General features: G+C 38.3%; 8 protein-coding genes. 6 read left to right on the top strand and 2 right to left on the bottom strand.

Features of this window, described 5'->3' with window-relative positions; all coding sequences use genetic code 11:
* The 6 genes from AC2JBO_RS42285 to AC2JBO_RS42260 form a co-directional block, all read left to right on the top strand.
* On the top strand, positions 1–573 hold a 573-nt coding region (locus AC2JBO_RS42285; RefSeq protein WP_496959613.1), incomplete at its 5' end, for an NHL repeat-containing protein.
* Positions 574–644: 71 nt separating this feature from the next.
* Positions 645–1097: a clan AA aspartic protease gene (locus tag AC2JBO_RS42280; protein ID WP_496959612.1), complete on the top strand. Its 453-nt coding sequence runs from the start codon at positions 645–647 to the stop codon at positions 1095–1097.
* 3 nt (positions 1098–1100) lie between these two features.
* Positions 1101–1421 (top strand): DUF952 domain-containing protein, encoded by a 321-nt coding sequence (locus AC2JBO_RS42275; RefSeq protein WP_496959611.1) that lies wholly within the window; start codon positions 1101–1103, stop codon positions 1419–1421.
* 164 nt (positions 1422–1585) lie between these two features.
* Complete coding sequence (locus AC2JBO_RS42270) at positions 1586–2119, top strand: AbgT family transporter (protein ID WP_496959610.1); 534 nt, start codon at positions 1586–1588, stop codon at positions 2117–2119.
* Between the two features lie 49 nt (positions 2120–2168).
* Positions 2169–2357, top strand: a complete 189-nt coding sequence (locus AC2JBO_RS42265; RefSeq protein ID WP_496959609.1) for a DUF4089 domain-containing protein — start codon at positions 2169–2171, stop codon at positions 2355–2357.
* 123 nt (positions 2358–2480) lie between these two features.
* Positions 2481–3878 (top strand): AtzE family amidohydrolase, encoded by a 1398-nt coding sequence (locus tag AC2JBO_RS42260; RefSeq protein ID WP_496959608.1) that lies wholly within the window; start codon positions 2481–2483, stop codon positions 3876–3878.
* Here the strand turns inward: AC2JBO_RS42260 and AC2JBO_RS42255 are convergent.
* Both AC2JBO_RS42255 and AC2JBO_RS42250 read right to left on the bottom strand, forming a co-directional pair.
* Positions 3847–4353 carry a GNAT family N-acetyltransferase gene (locus AC2JBO_RS42255; protein WP_496959607.1) on the bottom strand — a complete coding sequence of 169 codons (507 nt, stop codon included), beginning with the start codon at positions 4351–4353 and terminating at the stop codon, positions 3847–3849. The two genes, AC2JBO_RS42260 and AC2JBO_RS42255, sit on opposite strands and share 32 nt — an antisense overlap.
* A 20-nt stretch (positions 4354–4373) precedes the next feature.
* Entirely contained in the window at positions 4374–5816 is a 1443-nt protein-coding gene (locus AC2JBO_RS42250; RefSeq protein ID WP_496959606.1) for a hypothetical protein, read from the bottom strand.
* Positions 5817–5860 lie beyond the last annotated feature (44 nt).

The following is a 5860-nucleotide window of genomic DNA, read 5'->3' as shown; positions in this document are numbered from 1 at the left end:
GTACACCAAATATGGATGATGGACTTGGAAACTAATATAATTAGGACTTACGCTGGTACTGGCGCCGAAGCTTGTTTTGATGGTGAGTTAGATACCTCAGTATTTGCTCAACCAAGTGGTATTACAATTAACAGTCATTTATTATACGTAGCAGACAGTGAAAGTAGTTCAATTCGTGCTATTAACTTAGAAACTGGCAAAGTTATAACAATTTGTGGTGGTGGTGATTTATATCTATTTGGTGATAAAGACGGTATTGCAGAAGAAGTAAGATTACAACATTGTATGGGTGTAGAGTATACACAAGGTAATCTTTGGGTTGCTGACACTTATAATCATAAAATCAAGTTAGTTAATCCCAAAACGGGTGAATGCAAAACAGTGCTAGGTAATGGCGCCAGTGATATTAACTTCTCTGAACCTTCAGGACTAAGCGCTTTAAACTCGAACTTGTATATAGCAGACACTAACAATCATGCTATTAGAAAGGTAAACCTAAATACCTTGGAAGTAACTACCTTAAAAATATTGGGTTTATGCGCTCCAGACTTTTGTGTCCCAGCTAGTATTTGAATGCTTCATACAACTAAAAATACTTTGTTGGTTATGATTGATACATAAATACTTTTACTGAGGTACTAATCATGTTAGATTTTAATCGTTCTAATTGGGTAGCTTGTAAAGATATGGGAGAAGTCAGGGTCAAAGTGACATTTGTAAACTATTCTGATGAACTGTTAATAAAACGTTGGTCATTGAATCCAAATAAACTGAGAGTATACGAAACAACAGGGCTTGTAGATACTGGTGCTGTACGTACAGTATTGCCAATGCGAATAGTAGAACAGCTTGGTTTAGAAATTAGAGGTCAAGAATTAGCTCAATATGCAGATGGTAGAGAAGAGAGTATTGGTGTAAACGAAGCTGTAATTATTAGATTAGAAGGGCGTGAAACAATTGAAAGCGCATTAGTTACAGGTAACGACGTGTTAATTGGTCAAACTGTTTTGGAAGCATTAGATTTACTAGTGGATTGTAAAAACAGATGCTTAATTCCAAATCCCAGACATCCTAAATCTCCAGTATTCAGAATTTAAAGTATGAAGACAATTCATCACATTATACGGCGCCAAGTTTGGGAAGAAGCACTAATAACAGGCAACTATCAGGCTGATTCTATTTTAACTGAGGGTTTTATTCATTGCTCTACACCTGCACAGGTTCTAAAAACAGCAGATAGATTTTTTAAAAATCAAACTGGTTTGATAATACTTTATATAGATGTAGATAAAGTGAAAAGCTCAGTTAAGTATGAACTTGCTGATAATGAACTTTTTCCACATATTTATGGCGCCTTGAATATTGACGCAGTGTATCAAACTATCGATTTTGAAGCTCGTAATAACTATTTTGTAAGATGATTAAGTTTCTTGTGGAATGGGCATCCTTGCCCGTTTCATTTCTACTAAGGCGGGCAGGGATACCCGCTCCACAAGAATGCTAAAAAAGTAGTGTAAATTACAACTTTATAGATTAATTAGTAGTTAAAGTCATAATTCATACATATATATTCAGGGCTAGACTAGTGCCAGATACAAAAGATGCATCAACAAACCAGGCAAAGTCAACATGGGTCGAAAAGTCTCTAGCTTTTATTGAGGAGCTAGGTAATAAGCTGCCTGACCCACTTACACTCTTTTTCATACTCTCACTTTTTGTGATTGTGGTCAGTGCAATAGCTGCGTCTACAAATTTATCGGTTGTTCACCCTGGTACGAACAAAACTGTTGCGGCTGTATCATTACTTACACCCGATAGCGTTCGGCGAATATTTACGCAAGCGGTAAAGAATTTTGTTGAGTTTCCACCTTTGGGTACTGTGTTAGTAGCTATGTTGGGTGTGGGGGTTGCTGAAGCTACTGGTTTATTATCTACGCTTTTACGTGAAGTTGTAATGATTACGCCTAGGAAGTTAATTACTCCAGTGGTAATTTTTGCTGGTGTGATGGCAAATGTGGCTTCTGATGCTGGTTATGTTGTACTTGTTCCTCTTGGCACCGTTATATTTCTCGCATTTGGGCACCATCCTTTAGGTCCTGGTGCTGCAATGAGGATTTAATGAAGGAACCACAAAGGCACAAAGGACACAAAGAGAAGAGGGGAAGAAGATGGAAGAGAAAGAATTAGATGTTAAGGTGTATGTTGAGATGATGGCTTTGTTGGTTGATTTGAAGTTACGTGATGAATATAAGGATGGAGTTGTTGCTAATTTTGAACGGATAGGTAATATAGCAAAACTTGTTAATGAGTTTGAGTTGCCTGAAGATGTTGAAGCGGCACCTGTTTTTGAACCTTAAATAAATATCACGTAGGATAGGTGTCTCGCCTGTCCGAATATAAAAAATCTACAATTAATCAGAACTATGCAAAAAGCTGTTACTCAAAAAGCAAAGCGTGCGGTTGCGTAATATTATTAAGTAATGAATCTAAATTTAACCGACGCGACATCAATAGCAACTGCGGTAAAAGCACGCGAAGTGACAGCAGTCGAAGTTGTGCGCGCTACGCTTGAACGCATTCAAACGCGCGATACTGAACTAAACTGCTTTACAACTGTCATCACTGAAACTGCTTTAGCTGATGCTGAAAAAATAGATAATCAAATACAGAAGGGTGAGGACACGGGTATTCTTGCTGGTGTCCCGTTTGCTGTCAAAAATTTATTTGATATTAAAGGTTTAACAACGCTCGCTGGCGCCAAAATAAATGCAGAAAACCCAGCAGCTACACGAGATGCAACTGCTGTAGCAAAGTTGAAGCAAGCAGGTGCAATACTTGTAGGTTCGCTAAATATGGATGAGTACGCTTACGGTTTTGTTACAGAAAACTCTCATTATGGCGCCACAAGTAACCCGAATGATATTACTCGTGTAGCTGGTGGTTCATCGGGAGGTTCTGCTGCTGCTGTTGCTGCTGGTTTGGTTTCATTAACTTTAGGAAGTGATACTAATGGTTCGATACGAGTTCCAGCAGCTTTGTGTGGTGTATATGGTTTTAAACCAACTTATGGTAGATTATCTCGCGCGGGTGCAGCGTTATTTTCTAGTAGCTTTGACCATATTGGCCCGTTTGCACTTTCGGTTCGTGACATAGCAGCAGCATTTGATGTATTGCAAGGTGCAGATGATAAAGACCCTGTTTGTACAACACGTCCATGTGTAAAGACGCGACATGTCGCGTCTCTACATAATATTGATGGTATTAAAATTGCTATTGCTGATGATTATTTCAATCAAAAAGCTAAACCAGAAGCATTTGCAGCAGTTCAAAAAGTAGCCGACGCATTAAACGTCAAAGATTACGTTACCATTCCCGAAGCAAACCGCGCGCGCGCAGCCGCATTTATTATTACAGCATCAGAAGGCGCCAATTTACATTTAGATAAACTTCGCTCTCGTCCCCAAGACTTTGACCCAGAAACGCGCGATAGATTTTTAGCAGGCACCTTAATTCCAAGTAACTGGTATATACAAGCACAAAGATTTAGAAAATGGTATCGCGATAAAGTTAGAGAAATATTCCAAAACGTAGATATAATTATCGCCCCAACTACACCTATTTCGGCGCCTTTAATAGGTCAACAAACCATGATATTAGAAGGTGAGGAAATTTTAGTGCGTCCATACCTGGGACAATTTACACAACCATTATCCTTTATTGGTCTACCAGTTTTATCAATTCCAATTCGGCGCCCAAACGCTTTACCCCTAGGTGTACAGTTAATAGCGGCGCCTTACAACGAAGCTAAAATAATACAAGTAGCAGCATTTCTTGAAACCGGGTTTCTTAGACATTCTGAAATGCTTTTGGATAAATAACTTCACCCGTATATTTTACTTCATAGTTTTTCAATGGTTTGACCATAAAAGCTTCTGCTGGAACTTCAAATGGTGATTCTATCCCGTAGTAAGTTGATTGAACAAAGCCAAAACGAGGATAAAATGAGGGATGACCAAGTACAATAACTAGTGCCTCTTCTAATTCGTCTGCTTTTTCTAATCCATATTGTACTAAAGCAGTTCCTATACCTTGGTTTTGAAACTGTGGTGATACTGCTACTGGCGCCAGAGCTAACACCAGTAAAGTTTCCTTACTTAGAAGATGTATATAGCTAAATAGAATATGACCGACAATATTGTTCTCAATTTCAGTAACTAAGGAAAGTTCAGGAATATAATTTTCTGAACTACGTATTGCTTCGACAAGTATAGCTTCGTTTGACTGTCCAAAAGCGTCGGTGATTACTTCTGCTATTTTTGGATAATCTGACGAAGTTTCACAACGAATATTCATAAATTAATTACCTTTACCAATTATAAATCGCTGAAACCACGCTTTTTCTTTTTGCTTGGCTTTGCTTTCTGTGGTTTCTCTGGTTTCTGTGGTTTCTCTTTACTTGTGCCAGGGCGCCCAAAACCTTTATTATCTTCTTCTTGTTCTAATGAGTCTAATTCTTCAAAAGATTCAACACTAACAGCTTCGATTTTATCGTCCTTGGTTTGTTTGTGCAATTCATCGACTTGAGTTGATGCTTCATCAGTTACTTGTATTTCTTGACTAACTTCAATCTCAGATGCAACTTCTTCTATCTCGTCTTCTACCTTATCTATAGTATTAGTTAGATTTTCTTCTATATTAATAATTTCCTGTTGTACTTCTGGTTTATTTTGTAGTAATTGCGTATTATATTTTTCGGAAGCTAACTCAGGTGTAGGAAGTTCATTTTCTGGAGTTTGAGTTTGTGTTTCAACAACTTCGGAAGCTAACTCGTTTGTCGGAAGTTCATTTTCTGGAGTTGAGGTTTGTGTCTCAACAACTTCGGAAGCTAACTCGTCTGTAGGAAGTTCATTTTCTGGAGTTGAGGTTTGTGTCTCAACAACTTCGGAAGCTAACTCATTTGTTGAAAGTGCATTTTCTTGAGTTTGAGCTTCTGTGTTAACGACTTCGGAAGCTAACTCGTTTGTCGGAAGCACATTTTCTGGAGTTGAGGTTTTTGTCTCAGTCACTTCTGCTACTAAATCAATTAAAGCATTAATTTCATCTTCGCTTCCCTCTTCTTCATCTGGTGAAGACGCTTCTGTAATGCTAGGTGGCGGAGTTGGTATAAACTCTTGAACTTCTTCGTCTGAACTTATACCTAAACTTTCTCGTACTTCGTCCCAGTTACCTACAATGTCTTCAGCAACTTGGTTTGTGTTGAATGCGTATTTTATTACAGGCGCCGCTTCTTCTGCCTGTAAATTAATAAGGGTACTTATAATAAATCCATTGAGTTCGCTTGGATTTTGGTTACATGATTGTAAACTTTGAGTTAGTACACTCTTAACTTGATCACTAGCATCAGGATGTTGATTAGCAATTTCTTCTAGACTGTTAATGGCAGTAACGCGCGCTAAAAGCTGATTTTGCTCTTGAGTTAGATATTCTGCAAGTGCCCCAATTGCCGCAGTACCTATCTTGCCGTAAACTTTGGGCAGTTCTTCGTTGACTAAATCATTATCTTTTAGCTCGAACAATTGTATTAATGGAATTATTGCGTCAGTTGCTTGTAGCTCCCCTAATATACGCCAAGCGTGAACTGGCGCCCAAGCATAATAATCATTAGCGGCGCCTAGCAATTCGTCATCAACCGCCATTTTAATTAAATCAGGAATATGCTCAGTAACAATACCTAATTCTGCAACATCATTCAACTGCTGCGAACCAAGAGTCAGGAGTTTATCTACAGGCGGTTGATAACTTATGCTATTTACCATCAGAAATGTGGAGTGTATTTTTCAGTTAGACTTCAAATACCAGG

This window comes from Calothrix sp. CBUCES-K 9914 (assembly GCF_059640475.1).
Note: the sequence above shows the minus strand (reverse complement) of the source record. Positions and strands in the feature narration are given on the sequence as shown.

What these genes read in the sequence shown, in the direction of transcription:
- AC2JBO_RS42250 (WP_496959606.1), bottom strand. Translation starts at nt 5,816, where the DNA reads ATGGTAAATAGCATAAGTTATCAACCGCCTGTAGATAAACTCCTGACT.
- AC2JBO_RS42280 (WP_496959612.1), top strand. Translation starts at nt 645, where the DNA reads ATGTTAGATTTTAATCGTTCTAATTGGGTAGCTTGTAAAGATATGGGA.
- AC2JBO_RS42275 (WP_496959611.1), top strand. Translation starts at nt 1,101, where the DNA reads ATGAAGACAATTCATCACATTATACGGCGCCAAGTTTGGGAAGAAGCA.
- AC2JBO_RS42255 (WP_496959607.1), bottom strand. Translation starts at nt 4,353, where the DNA reads ATGAATATTCGTTGTGAAACTTCGTCAGATTATCCAAAAATAGCAGAA.
- AC2JBO_RS42265 (WP_496959609.1), top strand. Translation starts at nt 2,169, where the DNA reads ATGGAAGAGAAAGAATTAGATGTTAAGGTGTATGTTGAGATGATGGCT.
- AC2JBO_RS42260 (WP_496959608.1), top strand. Translation starts at nt 2,481, where the DNA reads ATGAATCTAAATTTAACCGACGCGACATCAATAGCAACTGCGGTAAAA.